This window comes from Pseudomonadota bacterium (genome assembly GCA_026390555.1).
Classification (GTDB): Bacteria; Bdellovibrionota_C; UBA2361; order UBA2361; family OMII01; genus OMII01.
Window position 1 is genome coordinate 1 of the sequence record JAPLFS010000068.1, and the last position, 18934, is coordinate 18934.

Here is an 18934-nt window from a genome sequence, read left to right on the forward strand (position 1 = left end):
CCAAGGAACGTAGAGCCTCCGAAGAGCCCCGGGTTGTCAGCAATAGCGGACGAATCGCTGTAGAAGGAACCGTACTCCACCGAACCGCCCGCAAAGAACCCGAGGCCGAAAAGCGCGCTGCCCACTTCATCAAAGCGCCGGTAGAAGTTAACTCTGCCGACCCGGTAATCAGATGCTATTAATGAGTTCTGGGACAGTCCAGAGAAGTTGAAGAGGCCACCAAATGCCCACGACCGATACAGAGGAAGATCTCCGAGCGTGGTGCCGTAATCTCCGTTAATTAAAAGTGTATTACGCCCACTGGTAAAAGGTTTGGATAGACCGCCGCTAAACTGCTGGAAGTTGTCGGAACTACCGAGGTCCGATTGAGAATAATTGTAGCTAGCTCGACTCATAATTCCAGTAGTTGGGAAATCCGGATTATCCTGTGAGTCGATGATTAACGAGGCGGCGGCCTCTCCGATCTCAAAATCAGCATCCGGGAGATCCGGGTCTCCGATGTGCCGAGTAGCCTTGCCGGTGCCACGACGATACTCGGCAGTGATCTCGCCGGAGCTGCCCAGGCGCCGACCAAAGCCTACACCCACAAGTTCCTGTGTACGCTGGTATACCGCTACGATCTCTTGCTCCTCGGTCGGATAAAGGGTTTGCCGCGAGATATCAAAGCGTGGAGAGACAAAATAGTCGCTTCCGGAGTAGATCGGTTGATAGAACTCACCTGCGAATTTTGGCGAGAAACCAATAAGCGCTTCGCCCTGAAACCAACCACCTTGCGGGGTGATCTCATTTATTCGGTAGGTACCGCCCATGGTGTAGTTCGTCTCACCCTTGAAATCATCCTGAAGGGTCGCGCCGAACCGGAAGTAGTCGTCGAGCCACTCCTTACGCTTAGCGTTGATCTCTACGCCGCTCTTACCGTCTTTCTCAACCACGTCATAGCGAACAGAGCTGTAATCTCCAGTGTTGTAGATCCGTTCTACCTCTTCGTCGAGCGCGTTTCGGTCAAGAATATCGCCGGGTTTTGTGGTAACAACTTTATCTAGAAATTCCTTGGATCCATGCTTGTCGCAATGAATTGTGACGAATTCGACCGTAGTCTGTTTGATAGTGGCTTCACGCGCAGCTTTGAATTTGGCGTACTCAGCTTCTGAGACGCTTAGGTGTTTGAGTTGCGGAATCAGCCTCCGAGCGGCCTCTTCCCCAAGGGCGATAAGCTCCTTTGCTTTACCGAAATCGACAGCGGTATATCCCGTAAGGTTTGGTTCGATGAGGATATCCTCCTTAGTGAGCGTTTTTTTTTGGATCGCAGAATTCTGCGCCAAAAGAATACTGATGATCTGCCCACCTATAGCCAGAGGTGAGCTAAGGGAGTCTCTCTTCTGTAGGTCAGCGTTAAGTTCCACAACGATAAGTCGACTTGCTCCCATCTCTCGCACCACATCCATCGGGAGGTTGTTGGTGATACCGCCGTCTACAAGAAGGCGTCCGTCTATTTCCACTGGGGCAAAGACCCCGGGGACTGACATGCTCGCGCGAACAGCGGTGGCTACATCTCCCTTGGAAATGACGACCGCTTGACCCGTTTCTATATCTGCGGCGACAACTCGAAGGGGAATTCTGAATTCATTGAAATCGGCAGGGGAGGGGGGGCCGTTTTCATACAATCGTTGCAGCACCGGTAGAAGTCGTTGGCCTTGAACCACACCGAAAGGAGTAATCAGCTTTCCATTCTTGACGGAGATCTTCGTGTCGCCATAAATCTCTCGGTTTCTTCCCGCTTTAGATCTATAGGATAGTTCATCGCGATTAACACTATCTGAAAAGATCTCGTCCCAATTGCTCTCAATAAGTAGTTGCTCCATCGCGTCAACTCGTTGCCCCGTGGCGAATGCTGCTCCAATAATAGAGCCCATGCTGGTTCCTGCTACATACGCTATTGGGACTCGATTTTCCTCCAGGACCTTAAGTACGCCCACGTGAGCCATCCCGAGAGCCCCGCCTCCAGCCAAGACCAGCCCGATTTTTTCCCGCCTTTCCTCGGCCAGAGAGGGGCAGACTTCATGCGTTGCAATAAGGAGAGCTCCCATAATGAAAAGGAGTTGGCGGGCGCGCTGCTTAACGGTCGTAGAAATTATATTCATGAATTGTACTGAAAGTAAGCCTGGGCCAAACACCATACGGCGACGGACGCCACATCCGAGTTAGGTTGTGCAAAATCGAGGCTGCCAAACTTAGCGTTCCTTAGCAATAGAAGGACTATGGGCGAAAGGCGTTAGCTATCGACCGTTCTTGCGAGTATGAACCCAGAATTAGGTTAAATCTGCGCTAGCGCTCGTAACATGTTCAAAGATATCATTGATGGATAATATGGGATAAATAGTAGCTATTCACCCCAAGATTAGCGTCCCCGATTAGGGGACGTCAAGAAAGGGTGTTTCCAGGGGGTAACCGCGAGACCAAATCCGTTTAACCAGCGACAAGTTTATACTGGGGTGAATAGTTAATGGAAACCATCATCGTCATACCGGCCCGTTACGGGTCATCTCGATTCCCAGGGAAACCGTTAGCGCCTGTCTCTGGTATAAGTTTACTTGAGCGGGTATGGCGGATCGGGAAGTCGGTCGCTGGTGTTGACCAGGTTGTCGTCGCAACTGATGACGAACGGATCGTTACTCACGTGAAGAGTTTTGGGGGTGATGCCGTCATGACCTCCGACTCCTGTCAGAACGGCTCTGAGCGGGTGTATGAGGCCGTTACAAATCTGAAGGTGTCGCCGCGCGTCATTATCAACCTGCAGGGGGACGCTGTGTTGATGCCCCCATGGGTTATCGGTTCCCTGGTCGCAGAGATGACCCGTGATAAAGCTGTACAGATCTCTACCCCTGCCGTAAGGCTTACGAAACAGCAATACGACGCCATGTCTGCTATGAAGAGCGCTGGAGTTGTATCGGGCACCACAGTCACGTTCAATACACAGAGGAATGCGATGTATTTCTCAAAGGGGATAATCCCATTCGTGCGATCATTTCCTCAAGATGGTGCTAGCCCGATCTATCAACATATCGGGGTGTACGCCTACACCGCGGAGTCTCTCAAGCGCTATATCTCGCTTCCTATGGGGCAATTCGAAGCGGTAGAGCAACTTGAGCAGCTGCGCGCGCTGGAACACGGAATTCCGATCCGTGTTGTTGAGGTTTCGATGCAGGGTCGCACGATGTGGTCAGTTGATAATCCGCAGGACGTAAAACGGTGCGAAGATATCATCAAGGCCGAAGGTGAGCTGGTATGAAGAGCGTGGTAATCCTCTGTCGCCACGGTAATACCTTCGCCAAAGGTGAGAAGGTCGTTATGGTCGGGGCTAATGAAGACCTCGCACTTACGGAGGAGGGGATCGCTCAGGCACGCGCCGTTGGTGCGGCCTTAGTCGAGGCAGGCCCGGTAATTACCCGTATCATTGCTGGCCCCCTAAAGCGTACCCGTGTTTTTGCAGAGGATCTAATAAAGATAGCGGCACCAGCGTTAACCTACTCAGTTGATGATAGACTAAGAGAGCTCGATTACGGGGCGTGGGGCGGATTATCAAACGATGAGATTAGCGCACTGTCAGGCACTGAGGCCCTGCGCCGCTGGCAACAAGATGGGGAGCGACCGCAGGGCGTTACATTTATGCCAGCAGCTAGTGAGTTAGAGCAGCAGACACGAGATCTATTAAATGAGCTCGCCGCAGGTGGAGGGCTCTCTGTTGTTGTAACTAGTAACGGCAGGTTGCGAGAGTTTGGGCGGATAGTTGGTGCTGTAAATAAGTCTGGTCAGGATAGTTGTAAGGTTAACACCGGAGCCTCGTGTGTGCTCTTGTTTGATGGCAATTCGTGGAGCACAGTGTGCTGGAACGTAGGGCCGCCTCTCCTCGCCGCTATCTCTTTCACAGATCTATCTTTCATATAGATGGCTACTTCTTTTCAAGCCGGGCGCTTGTTTCCTTAATAACCATGTGTTTGGTGGTTCCATCCTTTAATTTAATAACAACTATGGACCCGTCCGGGAACTTATCCCCCGCCTTCGAGAAGCGGTAGTGCTCGCGACCCCCATTTCCAACTCCTGAGTAGCGCCCACGCTGCAGGGTGCGCTTGCCATCAGGCGAGAGGATAACAACCTCCGCCACCTGTCCAGATAGGCCAGGAGGAAGAAGGATAGCCAGCTTCTTGTCCTTATCCGATTCAGGTTTCCATAGGAAACCAGTGCTACGACCGAGCGGTGAGCCCTGTTCGATCGGTTTTCGAACAGGTGGGGCTGGGGCCTCAGGGGGAGCGGGAGGAGTAGGACCGGGGCACGGAGGGGGAGTGACTGTACTATTATCCGGTGGTGGTGTTACAGGTAAGTCTACCGCCGGTGTTTCTCGAAGCTTTATAAGCTCCAAGATCATTGTAATCATCTGCATTATTAGCGCCAGCATCTGGGCCACATTCTTTGGCAATGCTTGAGTAGTTGTTGGCGAGTCCTCCGCCGGTTGCAGCGTGGAGGAGAGCTCCTCCTGCAGCTCTGCTGTCGGGGCGGGTGCAGCTGTTGCCGTCGTTGTTTCTGCTTCAGCAGTATTCGAGGGCTCTATGCTGGCATAGGTTTGGTCGGAATTTGAACTAGCTGCTGTAATCATCTGAGATCCTCCTAAGATAATGCTTTTTGCAATGAAGGCACGAGTAAGACATAAAAACATGGTGAATGGTTATTACTTCTTTTCAAGTCGGGCGCTGGTCTCGTTGATAACCATATGTTTGGTGGTTCCATCCTTTAATTTGATGACAACTATCGAACCATCTGGGAACTCGCTCCCCGCCTTAGAGAAGCGGTAGTGCTCACGAGCTCCGTTGCCCACCCCTGAGTACTTCCCACGCTGTAGGGTGAGTTTGCCATCAGGTGAGAGGACAATAACCTCCGCCACCTTTCCAGCTAAATTAGGAGGGAGAAGGATAGCTAGCTTCTGGTTCTTGTCCGACTCTGGTTTCCATAGAAACCCAGCACTGCGATCGAGCGCCGAACCCTGTTCGATCGGTTTTCTTGGAGGGATAGGCATAGGCACTGTGATTGGGAGTCGAATATCTCCGGGAGGCTTAGGGGTAGGTAGGGGGTAAGGCATAATATTGATATCTCCTGGAGGTTTAGGGCTAGGCAGAGTAAATCCGGGAGTCCGCAGAAGGTCTCGCAGTGAGTCAATCAGCTTTTGCAAAATTATCAGCGGTCGTTTTAGATCCTGGCTAATCACCGACTGTGGTGAGGCCTCGATCATCTTTAGAGTAGATGAGAGTTCGTTATCTACCCCTGATTGCGGGGCTACTGTTTCTATCTCCGCAGGGTTTAAGCTCTCTGTGTTGGTATAGATTTGGTCCGAACTTAGATTAGTGGTGGTAATCATCTGAGGTCCTCCTAAGATAGTTTTTCTTAAGAGCTGTTCGGATCGGCAGGAAGATAAGTTGCTTGCGGAACAGGAGGAGGGGGAGCTGGAGGTGAACAGAAGGGGGGGGGAAGGGAGTGCCCAAGGCCGGGATCGAACCAGCGACACGCGGATTTTCAATCCGCTGCTCTACCAACTGAGCTACCTGGGCTTATAGAGAACAGAGCTTATTGGGTATCATGCTGTAGGGGTAATGACAAGAGATCTAGGGTAATCAGCAGGATAAAGCGGATAATCCGAGGCCCTTATGTCGGAGGGGCCAAGATGTTACCAGGCCCAGCTTTAGGGCTGCTGGGTGCGTTCGGAGCCGCCGGGGGGCCTTCAACCTCAAGATCCTCCTTTTTTACCTCTGCGAAGGTGGTAGTAAGCCCAGTTCTGGAGGCCTCTATCAACGGAATCAGCGAGCCGCTGACCGTTTTTAGTAGCTCGGCTGCCAAGGCGCTTGTAAAATCAAATTTAGCCGCCTCAACTCCCGGCACATGCGCCGAGACCACTCCAAAGAAACTCTCTCCGATATAAAATGCAAAGGTCGCGGTACGATTAACAACGCGTGAAGAGAGTAGCTGTCCCCCCGCTCCGAAGGTCTCGTAGCGGTGGTCTCCGGTGCCGGTTTTGCCCCCGATCGTATAAAACTGGCCATCCGAACGGGCAAAGGAGTGGAAAACCCTACGCGCCGTTCCGGACTCTACCACGGAGCGCATCGCGCCGCGTAGGGCTTGAGCAATCTCAGGTTTGAGAACCCGTTCTCCGGCCGTCTTATTATCAACCCTGCGCAGATTAGTTTCGTAGGGTGTTTCAGAGGCGAGCTTAAGTTCATCAAGCCGCACGAGGGGATAACGCATCCCGTCATTGAGGATAATTCCAACCAGCTCTGCCAGCGCTACCGGCCTGTCTCCAGAGCTACCGATAGCAGAGGCGAGTGAGGGAACCATAGAATTAAATGGGTAACCCATCTTGTGCCACTGTTTGTGGATCTCAAGGAACGATTCGACCTCCTGCAACGTTCGAATGCGACTATCCTGAGCTTTGACGCGCGGAGTTTTAAATAGCCACTCATATACCTGTTGCCGCTCGTTACTACTGGCGGCTAGCGCAGATTCTAAAGTTGCTTCAGGGGTGTCCTGTAGATATTTTACTAGCCACAGCTCAAGGGGATGTATGCGCGCCAGAAAGCCCTGGTCATTAAGATTGAATTTGCCAGGTTTAAACTCTCGGTACCATTTATCAATCAGTTCGAGGGAGATGTTTGTGCTAGCAAGAACCTCTTTAAGAAAAGCCGCCATAGTATCTACCGAAGCCTCGGGCCGAACGTAGCGGAACATCACGGCCGCATGGCGCGCAGAGGTCCTTGTACCCTTGATCAGCCCGTTTAGTAGCTCCTTGCTGGGCTTACCGCGGTGATTTTCATAGAACCGCCGCAGGAAATAGCTGCCCTCCCTGTCCGCAAACTTCTTGAGAAAATGTAACCGCAGCGAATTTTTTTTGTCCGCCTTGTTACCCGTAAGCCTTAAACCCATACGAGCGATATAGTAACGGGAGAGGTCGCGCATAAGTCTAATAAATGGCAGATTTATTGAGTGGGTCAAGGCCTGCTGTATGGTCAGATTTTTAGCATCATCCTCGTGCTTGAAGTTCTCGAACGTATGCAGGCCCCCACCGGTAAAGAAGGTTTCATAGGGGCTTGCTGAGTAACGACGCTGTAAGGCAAGCGTTAGGAGTGATGATAGAGTGAGCTTTGGGTTCTTGATAAACTGCACAAGCACGAAGATTGAGATAGGATCAAGATCTCGTCGCGAGATCTGCTTCAAATCAGAGGGGCTCATTTTAGAATAGCGATCAAATAGCTCGCCGATGATCTCAAGGTAGGTGGTAATGGTACGAAGTTTCGCAGTTGAACCAAGGTCTAGGCGGGTGCCCTCGTTGATACTAAATGGATTATCGAAGTTATCCGTTTGGACCCTTAACAGGTTAGCATTTCCCACCCTTTCATAGAGCGTTACGCTATAAATCACCTTAGAGGGGTCGCCTTTGTCTAGGTTCCTGGCTCCGCTAAGACCGAACTTTTTAACACTCTCTGCGTCCTTAATCTGAATTAGTACGTTTGATACCCCCTCGTTAGCCTCATTATCCATGGTGCTCTTCACGATTACATCGGCTTGGTCCAGGTCATAGAGCTGTGGGTAGTTCATCAGCTCAAGCAGGCGGGTTCGAATAGCATTAGCTGCTTTACGTTGCACAAACGAGACCGGTTTTGCCTTTGGTGCGGCGCGCTGTAAGGTTAGCGGGATAGAGATACAGGCGTCCCGCAGCTTTTTTGAAATAATATTATTGTTAGCTAAAATATCGAGGTGGGTATTGGTCAGAGTATTAAGATCTTTAAGGCCGTTGATTAGGTAAAAGCTCGGACGTCGGTGCGCAATAAAGAGACTGAGCATCTGCTTGTAGCTCTCTGCATACGGTGTTGGGTCTTCGTTAGGGCCAAGCTGACTAAGCTTTTTGAGCCTCTGATTCGTCGATTCAAAATCGAGGCCGTACCAGGCCCACAAACCATCTCCAAGTCCACTGACCTCGCCGTAACCTCTGAGCGCAGCTAATGGGATTGAATTAATGTACTGAAGTACGATCATTCGTCGTCTTTTTAAGGTATCACGCCCATACATATAGGCGCGCAGACTTGCCGAGAACATCTGATTGAATTTATCGAGTACCCCTGAAGTGCGCCCATGATTAGAATGGCGATATTTTTCAAGCTGCGTGGCGATCGTGCTGCCACCCGGAGCGTTGAGGTCGGGATAGATGATCTGCTTTAACTTCTCAAGAACGGCCAGCCCCAATCGATCCCACTCTATAGCTGGATTTTTAGTTGGATATGAGGGGTTAAGGATCTCTCGATTCTCGATGTGCAGCAGCGAGCGAGTAACTAGATCCGGTATAACATCGAAGCTCTCGTAGGTACGCTCGGGGCGATAGGCTGAGTAGATAGTGGTATCGTTCTTATCTAGGATCGTAATTCCGGCACGAGTTTTTTCGCGGTAGGGCGGATATATTCCATCGCGAGCAAGATTCATGAAACGCTGCGAAGGTCGGGTCTGAGATGTAATCACAAACCCATTTCTAATAAGATTATCTATGATGCGTGGAATACGTGTGTATCCAAGACGCTCGTCGTAGGGCCCAAACTTCGGGAACCACGGAGTTGGGTTAGCACCACTCGCAACTTTATAAGTAGTCTCAGCTGCAACCCTGGTCAGATAGATCGATTGCCAATAGGAGCTCCGTAACTCGTACACCAGGGCAATAAGCAGCGCGATCAAAAATGGAGATGCTAATAGGGAGTATTTAATGCTCCGTTTTAGCACGGCTCTTCCAAGGGCGCGTATTCTGGTTGGTAGCCTGATTTGGCCCGTGATAGGGCGATAAACCTCGTTATTAGGCGCTCCCTCATCAAGGGGGCCCTCGTGAGCGCCAAGCTCCGGGGGGTTAGATGGGTCAAATCGGTTGGTCACTCGGTGCAGTATAGTTTATAGTCATAATTATGTCTCTCCCTCCCGAACACACTCAACAGCTGTTTCATCGACCTACCTACGCCGAGGTCTCTCTTAATGCGCTGCGAGGTAACCTGCATGCAATTCAATCTTTGGTTGGTTCAGCAAAGGTCATGGCGGTCGTTAAATCAAATGGATATGGGCACGGGCTTGAAGTTACTGCCAGAACGCTTGAGAGTGTGGGGGCCTATTCCCTGGGGGTGGCGTATATCGAGGAGGCGGTCGAGCTGCGTCAATTTGGCATTAAGATCCCTATCCTTGTTTTTGGTGGGCTGCTTAAGGATCAACTCGATCTCTACATAAATAACGACGTTGATGTTACGGCATCCTCGGTTAGTAAGTTAGAGCAGATCGATCTAACCGCGGCTCGTTTGGGTCGCAGGGCACGGGTGCACCTCAAGATCGATACGGGGCTTGAGAGGATAGGGGTGCATTACTATTCATCACAGACCATCTTTGATGCGGCCCTAAAGGCGAAGCATTGCGATATCGTTGGTGTGTACTCTCATTTTGCGGATGTTAAGCTTAATGACCTCTCCCTTACGCGGCTACAACTGGAGCGTTTCCTTGAGGCGCTACGCTACTTTGAAAAATGTGCGCCAGCGCCATTCCTAAGACATATCGCTGCTTCGGGGGGCCTGATGGCGCTGCACGAGAGTCATCTAGATATGGTGCGGCCAGGGATCTCGCTTTACGGGGTCTATCCAAATCGTGAGTTTGAGCCGCTCCTGCCCCTACAGCCGGTATTAAGCCTTAAGAGTCAGGTTGTTTTTTTTAAGGTTGTACAGAAGGGTGCTGGGGTGAGTTATGGACACAGTTGGTATGCGCCAGCAGACACCCGAGTGGTAACGATTCCGCTCGGATACGGCGACGGATATATGCGGGCTTTATCTAATTGCGCGCAGGTGATTATCCGTGGAAAACGATCTCCTATCGTTGGCGCTATCTGTATGGACCAATTGATGGTGGATATCGGTAGTGGCGAGGCTTACAACGGGGATGAAGTTGTTCTGATAGGTAGCCAGGGAGCGGAGCACATTACCGTAGCAGAGCTAGCCCACGCCGGTGGTCTCAGTGAGTACGAGCTCCTGGTGAACCTTAATCAACGTATTCCGCGGGTTTTTGTGGGGTAGAGTTATCCTCTAACCGCTACGATAGCGGTCAGCGCGGCCAGCTCAGATCTAAGGGTGCTTTTACCAAGCGAGATAGGTAGCCAGCCGGAGGATTTAAGTAGCGTCTCTTCCTCTGGGCTAAGATCTCCCTCTGGTCCTATAACGATGGCGGTAGCTACACTGTTATTTAGCGTTGAAAGTAAGGCATGGACTGGAGCGGCGTCTGGTGAGAGTGAGCAATATAGCTTAAGGCCGACTGAGTTTGATTGAAGGGTCTGCGCTGCCGCACTAATCTCCGTTGCCGCATTAAGCGCCGCTGCCGCACTAAGAGATCGCACAACATGTATCTGTGGTGGGCGGGATTGCTTACTCTGTTGAGCGGCTGCTTGAGCTATCTTTGTAAGGCGAGCAGCTTTTGCTGAAAGCTCCCTCTCATCTTTAAGTCTTACGACGCTGCGCTCAGCCTGCCAGAAGATAATACTAGAGCAGCCGAGCTCGGTAGCCCAGTCGCATACTAGCTCGTTTTTCTGTCCCTTACAGAGAGCAAAGAGCAGCACTATGGGCTGTTGTAATAGCTGAGTATCGGGCAAGGCCTCTTTAATTAGAACCGTCACTGCAGAGGTAGTGGAGAGGATCACAGCGCTAAAGATGGCCCCAGAGTCAGGGTCCCCTAACTCAAGATGGTCGCCATCCTTTAAGCGCAGCACGTCCCTTAGGTAGTGTGTGTTCTCTTGAGAGAGTTCAATCTGCTGGTGCAGGATCTCTATTCCATGCGGGCATAGAGCATCAACAAAGAGGCGAGGGCCTCTTTTAACACCGCTTCTGTGCACAGATTCTTTGCGCACATCTGACGTCATGGGATTTTTCCGAAGTCCTCGCTTACTTCTTGCGAAGGCCGAGCTTATCAAGACGTGAGGCAAGATATGCCATCTTGTCGTATCCAACGATACGCTCGCCGCTCTCAAGTACGAAGGTCGGTGTATCGAAGACACCAAGTTTGCGACCACGCTTGTAGATACCCTTTACGCGCTCCCTTGTGTCGGAGGAGGATACTTTGCTGAGAAAGTCACCTAGATCGATATCAAGATCGTCGCAGAGCTCATTCATGAAGGAATCCTCATTTGGATTCTCACCGAGGCCCCACCACTTGTTAAATACCTTGATGTTGTATTCAAGCAGTACACCGAGATCGTTCGCTATAAGCGCGCCACGGGTAAGGCGTCCTGGATCATGCTCAACCTCTGGCCAGTTCTCTGGATATACGAGTGCGAGATTGCGCTCCTCTGCCAAGCGCTTTGTGTCCTCAAAGAGGTATGAGAGCTTGTCTGGGAGGACTCCTGTCTGAGGAAGGGGCTGCCCAGCAGCCTTAGCTGAAAAGGGCTGCCACAATAGCTCTACATCATACTTGGCCTGGATATCGTAGATCGGGTCCATAGCAAGGTAAGAGTAAGGGCTCTGGAACGAATAAAATACCTCAACATTCACTGTCATAAGCTCACTTCACAAAATGAAAAACTTGTTAATCCGTACGCCTATCGGGGGCATCGATTTGATGTGCTTTTCGGGAGGGGGAGCGCGATTCAATGAAGCGCAGCAACCTCTCCTTGAGGCGCATCGGCATGGTAGCCGCCCGAGGTGTGGTTATAGACCATCTAACGTGTTGAGAAGGTAATAGTATTTCTCTCGGTTTGCAAGGTTATCTTGACAGTTCTTAAGGATAACAAGGGAGATAGCCACGTTAAAAAAGATCGATATCAGGTAGCGACTATCCTAGTTATGGTGTAATTAGTTCATATAGTTAGCTTGTTTTCGCCTCGCAATGTGGGCCTTAAAACACGCTAGCCTGCATCTTATATTAGGGCTGGAGCGGATAAAAATAGATGGGCCAAGGCATAGAGCAATTACTAACAGGTCAAGGCGAGGTCAAACGACCCCTGATCTGTATTGAGATTAATCCCCCACGCGGAACCGATGTCGAGGCCGTGCTGCAACGCTATGTAGGGGTTGACGGCATAGATTTCGTTAATGTGACCGACTCTGCGTTAGCAAAGATGAAGCTCTCTGGGCTTATCTTTGGCGCGCTCTTCAAGCAGCGCTTTGGAATCGAGCCGCTCGTTAACCTTTCCTGTCGAGATCGAAATGTTATCGCCATGCAATCGGACCTGCTTGGAGCCTGGTCGCTTGGAGTACGTTCGATCGTGGCCTTAACGGGCGATGCCGTAACGGTTGGGGATATGCCCGAGGCTAAGGGTGTATTCGAAGTTAACTCGATCGGTCTGCTTAATATTATCTCTACCCTTAGGGATGGCAGCGACATGGCAGGCGTAGAGCTTAAAGGCAAACCTGATTACGTTGCTGGCGTTGTGGTTAATCCCAATGCGCGTAATCATGCTGTGGAGCTCAAACGACTTGCTCGTAAAAGGGATGCTGGCGCTGTTTATGCGCTCAGTCAGCCCGTTTTCGATATCGATCAGGCACAGGCATTTTTTGAAGCAGCCAAGCCGTTAGGAATTGATATCTTCGTTGGGCTGATGCCATTTAAATCAGCTCGGGCCTTTGAAGGCATCGCTAAAGTTCCTGGTATTAAGGTAGCAGATACTATTCTAGAGCGGGTTAGAACTATTGAGGAGTCGGAGGTTGCCGAATTCTCGCTTGAGGTAGCGATGGAGATAGCGGCGCGGGTTAAGGACTCTGTACGGGGGTTTCACGTTATTAGTGGAGGCGCACCTTTACTTGCTATAGAGTTGGTGCAGAGGTTAGTCTCATGGAGTCGCAATTAGTAAGGTGAGGTATGTCGTATGAAGCGTCGTGAAGAGATGACCTTCCTTGAGCGGATCTACGTAGTCGAGATCGCCAAGGGTCTTAAAGTCACCTTTGGAAAGCTCTTCCATAATTTATGGTTGCATACCCTGCATGCCGTTGGTGTGAAAACAGAGCTAGCTGCAGGGGTCGCAATCCAGTATCCAAATATGCGCAGACCATACCCAGAGAGGTATCGTGGTCGTCATCGCCTTACCCTCCACGACAATGGGGATGTTAAGTGCACCTCGTGCTTCCTCTGCGCTACGGCGTGTCCCGCACGGTGCATATATATAGAAGCGAGCGAGCACTCAGATCCAAGTATTGAAAAGCTTCCGAGGCGTTACGAGATCGATACGTTGCTCTGTATCTATTGCGGCTTCTGTGTTGAGGCCTGCCCGGTAGATGCGATCCGTATGGATACAGGAATTCATCCCGAGATCTATCCCCCAGATCCTCACCTCTTTATTGAAGATCAGGAGACCCTCATGAATCGCTCCCGTATCCTTGATAAAGAGGGGCCGCAACGCCTCTATGATATGCATATGAAGCGCATGCAGGAGTTTGAGAAGGTAGTTCTATAGCCTATTTATCGAGGCTGCGTGGTATGAAGTTAGCTTTCCACAACCGGGCCTTTGACTGTTTTGCTCTTCTTGTAACGCTTGCATGTTGGTGTTCCATTGCGTATGGAGAGCCGGTCCCTTTACCAGAGGGCATAGGCCCGATTCCAGAATTAACTGGCGCAACTAAGAGTGGCATAATCGTCAACGAGGTTAACCTCGATAGTTACCGAGCACTTCTTCCCCCTGAATTAGCCGAGATCGTTGGGCGTAGTGAGTTAGTGCTTGAGGTTGCAAAGCCAAAGCTTCCATCTGCAAATGCGCAGGTAGCCCCAGATCAGGCGAACCTTCAGGTGCTGCCGAACGGAGAGCTGCAGGGGGCACCCCTCGCAGTTGTTGCGCCGTTGTTTTCAGCGCAAGCGCTCGCGCAATCCGAGGATAATAAGCGTGGACAGGCATATCAGGTGCTATGGAACGCAGCCGCGGTATTTTGGAGTCAGCGAGCCTTTTCATCGAAGTTGGCGTTCTCGATATTTCGCGGTCCAAGTGTAGATGGGCACCAAACTAAATTTATCTTTGATCGTATCTATCCAGCCGCACTTGGAACCTCCGTTGGTACATTAAAGCCACTATTTCGTGAGAAGATATCTTTGCAATCTCCGGAGGTTGTTAAGGGGTTGGGGCGACTCTCATTTCGGTTTCTTGGCGCAACCGAGGATTATCTTTGGGCAGCGTCTGCGCTTATTCAGCAGGTTCGCCAACTAACTGGTAGCAATCGCTCTGATGAGCTTTTTAGCGGCGCATTCTCTCTAGATGATCTTATGGTTTGGTCCGGTAAGGTAGAGAATATCGAGCCGTTATCGGCAACTCGCATCTCGCTACTCGTGCCATTCATAAACGCCACAGAGCGCGCCGTTGTAAAAAACGGAGGAGCGTGTGTCGAGGTGGATTTTAATCGTTCAGCCTTGCAGTTAAACGGTGATTCACACAGGTTCCCTAAGTATCCGAGCTGGATTCCAACAAACGTGCGTATGGTGCCTAGAGAGGTCTGGCGGATTGAATACGCCGCGCTGGATGCTTTCTCGCTGGATGCCAGGCAGACTATATATATAGACGCAGACACATACCTGCCGGCCTACAAGGTCGTATGGGGCCAGGATGGCAAGCTGCGCAAGTTTGTTATGGGTGTTCTTGGCTTTATCTCGGTCAAGCAGGATGTTGTTCCATGGCCAGTGGGAGAGGTTATAGTCAGCCCGAACGGCGCTGGATATGGGGTGCTAGCTGCGCAGAGCGTGCAGTTATGTAATGCGATCGTAGCAGGATTCAACCTGGGGGATTTTGATCCTGTTGCTTTTAAAGCAACGGTAGCATCCAAATAAGCTTGCTTATCTTCGCCATTTAGGTACACTGTTTGGATGATTGCTGCATTGCGAAACAACCTTCCTAAGCTCGGACTCCTTAGTCTGCTTCGTCAGGGTTGCTCGGCTTTGCGTTAATTCCCGCAGAGAGCCAGCAGCCCGGATGGGGCGGTTGGTTCTTTAGCACACTAATCTTTCCGCTCATCTCTGTAGCTCTCAAAAACGACGCGCCGTAGCGTTACCCCTTTAACATAAAGGGGCGGGGTATTTTGTACTGATAGGAGAGATATGAGCGCTTCACAGGACCTAAGTAACGAAAAGGGGATGCCCCCAAACGGCAAATATCAGGGATATCAGGAACGCTTTGACGTTCGATTGCCTGACCGTACCTGGCCCGATCAACTTATCCTTAAAGCCCCGGCATGGTGCAGCGTTGATCTGAGAGATGGCAATCAAGCCCTTCGCGACCCGATGACCGCCGAGCAGAAGTTGGAGTTCTATCGCATGCTGGTCTCGATAGGCTTTAAGCAGATTGAGATAGGGTATCCAGCGGCGTCGGTTGTTGAGCATGAGTTTGCGCGAACCCTGATTGAAGAGCGGCTGATTCCAGCGGGGGTTAAGCCACAGGTCCTGACAGCAACACGAGAAGATCTGGTGCTAAAAACCTTTGAGTCGATTCGTGGTGGGCCAGAAACAATCGTACATGTCTACAACTCCACCTCAAAAGTACAACGAGAGATCGTCTATAAGATGTCGAAGGATGAAACTATGGAACGCGCTGTTGATGCGGCGCGCTTAGTTAGAAGGCTCTCTGATTACCACAGCACCCCTGTGCAGTATCAGTACTCGCCGGAAAGCTTTACTGGAACTGAGCGGGATTTTGCGCGTGATATTTGCAACGCGGTAATTGAAGCATGGGAACCCACACCGGAGCATAAATTAATTATCAACCTGCCCGCCACAGTTGAGATGAGTACTCCTAATATATTCGCCGATCAGGTTGAGTGGATCTCTCGATACCTGAAACGAAGGGACTCCGTAATATTAAGCGTTCATCCACACAACGATCGCGGCACAGCGGTTGCCGCCTCGGAGCTGGCTCTTATGGCTGGCGCAGAACGGATAGAGGGCACCCTTTTTGGCAACGGGGAGCGGGCAGGCAATGTTGATCTCGTTATTCTTGCGCTGAATCTATTTACTCAGGGCGTTGATCCTGGCATCAACCTTAAGGATCTGCCAAAGGTACGTGAGGTATACGAGCGCTGCACAGGTCAGAAGGTGCCAGATCGCCATCCTTACGGGGGCGATGCATCTCCGATTGCATATTCAGGTACCCATCAGACAGCGATTAAAAGGTGCCTAGAGCAGCGGGCCATAACTCAGGAGCCGTTGTGGAATGTGGCATATCTGCCGATCGATTTTGAGGATGTCGGAAGATCGTACGCTCCGATCATAATCAACTCACAGTCAGGAAAAAACGGGATAGCATACGTTCTTGAAACTGAGCTTGGATTTAAGATTCCTAAAGAGATGGAGAGCGAGGTTTCAAGCGTCGTTCAGAGTTGGTGCGATAAGCACGGAACCTCCATTACGTCTGAGTTGATGAAGAAGTTGTTTGAAGAGGCGTTTGTGCACCGTACTGGAGTATTTGAGTACTGCTCCTTTAAGCATCTAGCACAACATGAAGATGCTTGCGGAACTAAGGTCAACCTTGCGCTGTATATAAACAAGCATCTAATTGAACAGGAGGGCGCAGGAAATGGGCCAATAGATGCCGCGGTTGACGCACTCCAAAAGTTAGGTAAAGAGGTGAGCGTTATCTCGTTCTCCGAGCATTCGCTCGCAGCAGGCTCTGCCGCTTCAGCAGTTGCGTATGTTCAGGTCGCATGTAACGGAGTGACCCGTTTTGGGGTAGGAATCGATACGAGCACCGAGGTGGCAGGCGTTAAGGCGCTAATCTCAGCACTGAATAGAACGGTACCGTAAGTAACACCTGAATGGGGCGGTTAAATATGAAGGCGCGCGCTGTGCAGTAGCAGGCTACTTCACGCGACGAAGGTGTCCTGGGTTTGGACGGGTAGTGCTGGTGAGTAGGCGAGAGCTCTCTGAGCCCTGACGGGAGTAGGCACGTTTCTCCTCCTGCTGGGCGAGCACCATCTCGAGGATCTCATCCGGCGCTGCTTCGGCCCAGATATGTTCCTCACCTCTGACTGAAGATGCTCCCCAGATGCTATTCCATGGAATAGTGCATGAGAAATAATCAGGGCCGAAGAGCAGCTCCGCCGAGATCTTCTGGTCATCGGTAGAGAGCGCGCCTTTAAAGAACCTGCTTAGTCGCAGCGTGACGGTTCTGTTTCCACATAGGTGGCTCGGAATAGTGAGGCCCTGGCATTGCGGATTGACGTGCACGAGAACCTGCTCATCATTGAGCAACTTTTCGATCGTCTTCTTTTGATCTGCGCGTCTCTCTCTATCTGTCGTTATCATTTGGGCTGCTCCTTTCTCAGAGATGGTCGCGACCACGCCTTAGCACGTTACCGGGCTCACTGGCAGGTCGCATCCAGGGTACTCGGTATAGATGCAGAGGCTTTCGTTATGGCTTCAATCACTTACTCTAGAATGACCCCGATATAGCCTTAGTAGAGCACCGAGCTAATACGAGAAACCCAAGATTATTCATAGGTTGGGGCTTTTATGCAGCACGTCTACGGACTATCCTAGCACCTAGTATTATAAGGGGGGTGGTGATATGGAACAGCAGCTCAGTAGATCTAAGGCTTTATGGTGTGTTGTTCTGATCTCTGTCCTACTCTCATTTCCCTGGCTCGATAGGGCGTTCTATACCCGTGGTGAACCACGAGAGGCGCTCGTTGCACAGGCCATGCTTGATACGGGGCAATGGCTATTACCGCCATCATACAACGCTGAGGTGCCAGCAAAGCCGCCGTTCTCACACTGGCTAAGCGCTATCGTTTCTCTGCCATTTGGAGATGTTTCAGAAGCTACGTCAAGGCTCCCCTCTGCCATTGCATTTGTTGTCTTTACAGCCATGTTCCAGCTCTTCTTGGCTGCGCGCGTCTCGCTAGCAACTGCGTTACTTTCGTCGTTGCTTCTGCTCTGTAGTCCGGAGTGGTTCAGAGCTGCATCAACCTGCCGAGTTGATACGATATTATCGATGAGTTTTGCGGGTGCATTACTTGCGCTCTTTGTTTGGGAGGAGCGGGGACGGCGCGGCGCTCCGCTGGTAGCTATCTTCTTGCTCACCTGTGCTGTGCTAACAAAGGGTCCAGTTGGAATAGTTCTGCCCTTTATAATCTTTTCAGTTTATTGCGTAACTAAATATGGATGGTCGAGAAAAGCTCTTGCAAAGCTAGCTCTCGATGAGCTGCTAATATCTATTCCGGTTATTACAGTTGTTTCTCTCTGGTACATAGCGGCTTATCTGCAGTGGGGGGAGGAGTTCATAGTAAAGGTTCGATACGAGAACGTAGAAAGGTTTACCAGTAGCATGCACGATGAGCCACACAAGCACTCGGTGCCTTATCTCTTCGGTGCGCTTATGGTGGGGTTTTTGCCGTGGTCCCTTGCCTGGGCTCTTGCTTGCGTGCGGGGCTGGAATAGAACCTTGCTCAGCGTATCCGGCCTGAAAGATCGGTGGAGTAAGGCGAGCGAGCTAGTTCGTTTCTCACTTATTGCTGTGCTATCTATCATCTTATTTTTCTGTATCCCCTCAAGCAAGCGCGGCATCTACCTGCTTCCCGCCTATCCATTTATAGCTTTTCTGGCAGCCTCTTCAGTACAAGCGTGGCTTCCTAAGAGCGAACAACTTTTGCGCTGGATCTACGTAGCGATGTCTGTGCTTACGGCCCTTATCTTGCTAGGCATAGCGTTTATCCTTCTCGTCCCGTTCTCGTCAGATACGATTAGATTTACAGGGTCGCTGCAGGAGACCCTTACCCCGTTTAAGATCGGTATAATTATCTGCTCGGTCGGAGCTTTGTTATGGATGTTGCGGGGCGTTAAAAGTGTTGCTGGTGGTACGGCGATCTCAAGGTTAGCGGCTTCTATTATAACGATAGTGGTTGTAGCCTACCTCTTGCTCGTAGATCCCGGC

General features: G+C 50.9%; 15 protein-coding genes and 1 tRNA gene. 8 read left to right on the plus strand and 8 right to left on the minus strand.

Going from position 1 to position 18934, the window contains the following annotated elements:
* Positions 1–2141 (minus strand): patatin-like phospholipase family protein (locus tag NTV65_09515; GenBank protein MCX6115431.1); only part of this gene is annotated, 2141 nt, incomplete at its 3' end.
* 362 nt (positions 2142–2503) lie between these two features.
* Here NTV65_09515 and kdsB point away from each other — a divergent pair.
* Positions 2504–3289, plus strand: a complete 786-nt coding sequence (gene kdsB, locus NTV65_09520; protein MCX6115432.1) for a 3-deoxy-manno-octulosonate cytidylyltransferase — start codon at positions 2504–2506, stop codon at positions 3287–3289.
* The gene (locus NTV65_09525; protein ID MCX6115433.1) at positions 3286–3945 is read left to right on the plus strand and encodes a histidine phosphatase family protein; all 660 of its coding nucleotides are present in this window, start codon (positions 3286–3288) and stop codon (positions 3943–3945) included. Before kdsB ends, NTV65_09525 begins: the two co-directional genes overlap by 4 nt.
* A 4-nt stretch (positions 3946–3949) precedes the next feature.
* On the opposite strand, the gene NTV65_09530 is transcribed toward NTV65_09525, so the two are convergent.
* From NTV65_09530 to NTV65_09545, 4 genes are all read right to left on the minus strand, one after another.
* On the minus strand, positions 3950–4651 hold the full coding sequence (locus tag NTV65_09530; GenBank protein MCX6115434.1) for a hypothetical protein: 702 nt from the start codon (positions 4649–4651) through the stop codon (positions 3950–3952).
* A 72-nt stretch (positions 4652–4723) separates the two neighbouring features.
* Positions 4724–5407: a hypothetical protein gene (locus tag NTV65_09535; protein ID MCX6115435.1), complete on the minus strand. Its 684-nt coding sequence runs from the start codon at positions 5405–5407 to the stop codon at positions 4724–4726.
* 117 nt (positions 5408–5524) lie between these two features.
* Positions 5525–5597 (minus strand) — tRNA-Phe (locus NTV65_09540).
* Positions 5598–5691: 94 nt separating this feature from the next.
* Complete coding sequence (locus NTV65_09545; protein ID MCX6115436.1) at positions 5692–8805, minus strand: transglycosylase domain-containing protein; 3114 nt, start codon at positions 8803–8805, stop codon at positions 5692–5694.
* A gap of 176 nt (positions 8806–8981) precedes the next feature.
* On the opposite strand from NTV65_09545, the gene alr reads away from it, so the two are divergent.
* Positions 8982–10124, plus strand: a complete 1143-nt coding sequence (gene alr / locus NTV65_09550; GenBank protein ID MCX6115437.1) for an alanine racemase — start codon at positions 8982–8984, stop codon at positions 10122–10124.
* A gap of 2 nt (positions 10125–10126) precedes the next feature.
* Here the strand turns inward: alr and NTV65_09555 are convergent, their stop codons facing one another.
* On the minus strand, positions 10127–10960 hold the full coding sequence (locus NTV65_09555; protein MCX6115438.1) for an RsmE family RNA methyltransferase: 834 nt from the start codon (positions 10958–10960) through the stop codon (positions 10127–10129).
* A gap of 22 nt (positions 10961–10982) precedes the next feature.
* Entirely contained in the window at positions 10983–11594 is a 612-nt protein-coding gene (locus tag NTV65_09560; GenBank protein ID MCX6115439.1) for a DsbA family protein, read from the minus strand.
* Positions 11595–11983: 389 nt separating this feature from the next.
* Here NTV65_09560 and NTV65_09565 point away from each other — a divergent pair, with 389 nt between their 5' ends.
* From NTV65_09565 to NTV65_09580, 4 genes are all read left to right on the plus strand, one after another.
* Positions 11984–12883 carry a methylenetetrahydrofolate reductase gene (locus NTV65_09565; GenBank protein ID MCX6115440.1) on the plus strand — a complete coding sequence of 300 codons (900 nt, stop codon included), beginning with the start codon at positions 11984–11986 and terminating at the stop codon, positions 12881–12883.
* A gap of 18 nt (positions 12884–12901) precedes the next feature.
* Positions 12902–13486 (plus strand): NADH-quinone oxidoreductase subunit I, encoded by a 585-nt coding sequence (locus NTV65_09570; GenBank protein ID MCX6115441.1) that lies wholly within the window; start codon positions 12902–12904, stop codon positions 13484–13486.
* A gap of 23 nt (positions 13487–13509) precedes the next feature.
* Positions 13510–14841 carry a DUF1329 domain-containing protein gene (locus tag NTV65_09575; protein MCX6115442.1) on the plus strand — a complete coding sequence of 444 codons (1332 nt, stop codon included), beginning with the start codon at positions 13510–13512 and terminating at the stop codon, positions 14839–14841.
* A 267-nt stretch (positions 14842–15108) separates the two neighbouring features.
* The gene (locus tag NTV65_09580) at positions 15109–16806 is read left to right on the plus strand and encodes a 2-isopropylmalate synthase (GenBank protein MCX6115443.1); all 1698 of its coding nucleotides are present in this window, start codon (positions 15109–15111) and stop codon (positions 16804–16806) included.
* Positions 16807–16860: 54 nt separating this feature from the next.
* On the opposite strand, the gene NTV65_09585 is transcribed toward NTV65_09580, so the two are convergent.
* On the minus strand, positions 16861–17307 hold the full coding sequence (locus NTV65_09585; protein MCX6115444.1) for a hypothetical protein: 447 nt from the start codon (positions 17305–17307) through the stop codon (positions 16861–16863).
* A gap of 262 nt (positions 17308–17569) precedes the next feature.
* On the opposite strand from NTV65_09585, the gene NTV65_09590 reads away from it, so the two are divergent.
* Positions 17570–18934 (plus strand): glycosyltransferase family 39 protein (locus NTV65_09590; GenBank protein ID MCX6115445.1); only part of this gene is annotated, 1365 nt, incomplete at its 3' end.